The sequence below is a fragment of the Rhizobium sp. P1_E1 genome, assembly GCF_056406015.1.
In genome coordinates this window covers 1-1,546 of record NZ_JBFUAY010000480.1, presented here as the reverse complement: position 1 = coordinate 1,546, position 1,546 = coordinate 1, and the positions used below count along the sequence as shown (strand labels likewise).

Annotated in this window: 2 protein-coding genes; both read left to right on the top strand. The window is 55.8% G+C overall.

The genetic code is table 11. The features are described from left to right. On the top strand, positions 1–293 hold a 293-nt coding region (locus tag AC1D1Z_RS37295; protein WP_477853838.1), incomplete at its 5' end, for an SDR family oxidoreductase. Positions 294–443: 150 nt separating this feature from the next. Continuing rightward, positions 444–1,490 (top strand): LLM class flavin-dependent oxidoreductase, encoded by a 1,047-nt coding sequence (locus AC1D1Z_RS37290; RefSeq protein ID WP_477853837.1) that lies wholly within the window; start codon positions 444–446, stop codon positions 1,488–1,490. Positions 1,491–1,546: the final 56 nt, after the last annotated feature.

Genomic DNA, 1,546 nt, shown 5'->3' with positions numbered 1-1,546 from the left:
TGTCGAGGTGGGTCGCGCGGCAGATCCCGATGGGCAGGCTTGGAGAACCGGAAGAAGTGGCCGACGCAGCCTACTTCCTGGCTTCGGCTGACGCTTCCTACATTACCGGCTCGATCCTCAATGTGGATGGCGGGTTGACTTCAAACTTCGGGCCGAGTTGCGTCAGCAAATCTGATCTAACTGGCAATCGCCTATGTGATGACGATCGCACGAAGCTGAGGATTCCAGGGAAGTCCAGCACACTCGGGCGCAAAGTGCGTACTGCGGCATTTTTCGATGGAACGTCTCCTTGAATCCGCAGACACGCTCTGCGGTTCAAGGCGAATGGCAGAGGCAGCTTCTCGCGAGATGGCCGCTTACTCGAACATCGAAAGCTGGATTGGCTAAGGCTTTACGACCTGCGTCCTACGTCGGGTCTTTCCGATAGCGAACAAGGAGACTGCATGGAGTTCGCGACATTCATTCTGGCCACCCAGCGCGGCTATCACCAAACGTCGGACAGCGTCATCCACGACGCCATTGAACAAACCGTCCTTTCTGAGCAGGCAGGCTTCGATACCGCTTGGTTCGCCGAACATCACTTTAACAACTACAGCCTGGTCCCGTCGCCGCTGATGATGGTCGCTCATTGCGCCGGCGTAACAAAAAGAATTCGTCTTKGAACCGCTGTCTGCGTCCTGCCGCTTTATCAGCCGCAGCGCTTGCTCGCCGAAATCGGTTTTGCCGATGTAGTTTCGAACGGCCGCCTCGAGCTCGGTGTTGGCTCAGGGTATCAGCAGTTCGAATTCGAGCGCTTCGGCGTCAACATTGATAACGCGCCAGCCGTGTTTTCGGAATATCTTGATATTGTGCTCAAAGGTCTTAGTCAGAAAATCTTCTCGCACAGCGGCCACTTTATGCAGATCCCTCCGACTGCGATCTCGGTCCGAACTATTCAAAAGCCCTCGCCGCCGATCTRGATCGCAACCGGGTCTCCGAGCAGTATGCGGCGGGCTTATCGTGAGAGACATAATCTCCTCGTAACCGCGCTACACAACGGATTGGAAACTTTGGGTGCTTTGCGAGGAATGATCCAGGAGGCAGCAGCTGCCGAGTTCAAGAGCCCTGGCGACGCGAAGATATCATTGCTGCGCTGCTGTTACGCGAGCGATGACGGAGCGGAGATCAACCGCTATCTCGACAACGCGCGTTTTCAGCGCCAGCTATCCGAAGCGCTTCATCAGCGTCGTCAGCAGAGCCACGATGGCTATATGCTGCAGGCAACGCCGACGCAGCAGGATTTGTCTCTCGAGACGATGCAGGAGAACCTGCCGATCGGTAGCATAAATCAAGTCATTGACCGCCTCCTGCAAGAAATCGAAATTCTGAAGCCGGACCAGATTGCGATTCAGACCCAACTGGGAGACCTCGATCAGACTACGATGCTGCGTCAGATAGAGCTCTGGGGAGATAAGATCATTCCAGCAGTCAATAGGTCCCTCAGTCGGTAGCGCCGCCTTAACTAGCGTCGGGCACAGGATTGGCCACGATGGGCCTGGGTTATGCC